This is a genomic window from Streptomyces sp. WM4235 (assembly GCF_001279725.1).
GTDB lineage: Bacteria > Actinomycetota > Actinomycetes > Streptomycetales > Streptomycetaceae > Streptomyces.
The window spans coordinates 1-752 of the sequence record NZ_LGDE01000230.1; the positions used below are offsets into that span (position 1 = coordinate 1).

Consider the following 752-nt stretch of genomic DNA (forward strand, 5'->3'; position numbering starts at 1 on the left):
ACCGTCGACACGCCGACGACGCCCGCGCTCGCGCGCTGCTCCGCCTCCCGCAGCGGTGCGCACTCGGCGGGGGCGAGGGTGTCGATGCCCGCCTCGCCGCGCGTGGCCAGCACGTAGGCGACCTCCCGGTCGCCGTCGGTCCATTCCGCGATGGCGGCGGCGCAGCCGTACTCCAGGTCGTCGGGGTGGGCGACCACCGCGAGGGCGCGCCGCCAATCGGTGGGCATCGGCTGCAACGGGGCGGGCTGTGACTGTTGTTCGGTCATGTTCCGCACCCTAGGCCCTGTCGTCGCAGTGGCGCCGGTACGGCCCGCGGTTGTCCGGGGGCGGGTGCTCAGAGCTCGTCGCGTACGAGGGCCAGCAGCCGGTCCAGGACCCGGGGCCCGCCGGCGCGCAGGCCGTCGTGCTCGAACTCGTCCGTCACCCAGGTCCGCAGGCCCCGGATCGCCCGCGCGGTGCGCAGTGAGTGCGCGGTGTCCACGTACATGTCGTCGTGGTAGACGAGGGCGGCGACCGGCACCTCGTTCGCGGCGAGCCGCACCGGGTCGTACAGGGGCTCCCAGCCGGTCCGGGCGGCCAGCAGTTCGGCGGTCTCGCGCAGCGGGGCGAGGGCCGGGTCGACGGTGAAGTGCCAGGGGTGGATGGTCTCGCCGGAGAACAGCAGGGGCTCGTCGCCGGCGAGGGTCGTGGCGGCGTCGAAGAGGGGGTGCGCCGCGCGCGCCCGTTCGGGGGCCCAGCCGGTCGGCCATGTC

At 75.4% G+C, this 752-nt stretch carries 1 protein-coding gene and 1 pseudogene; both read right to left on the minus strand.

Annotated features, from left to right (window positions below; all coding sequences use genetic code 11):
• The coding region (locus tag ADK55_RS17755; RefSeq protein WP_199826553.1) for a PIG-L deacetylase family protein at positions 1–266 on the minus strand (266 nt) is incomplete at its 3' end.
• A gap of 68 nt (positions 267–334) precedes the next feature.
• Positions 335–752, minus strand: a pseudogene (locus ADK55_RS17760) (alpha/beta hydrolase); the annotation flags it as partial.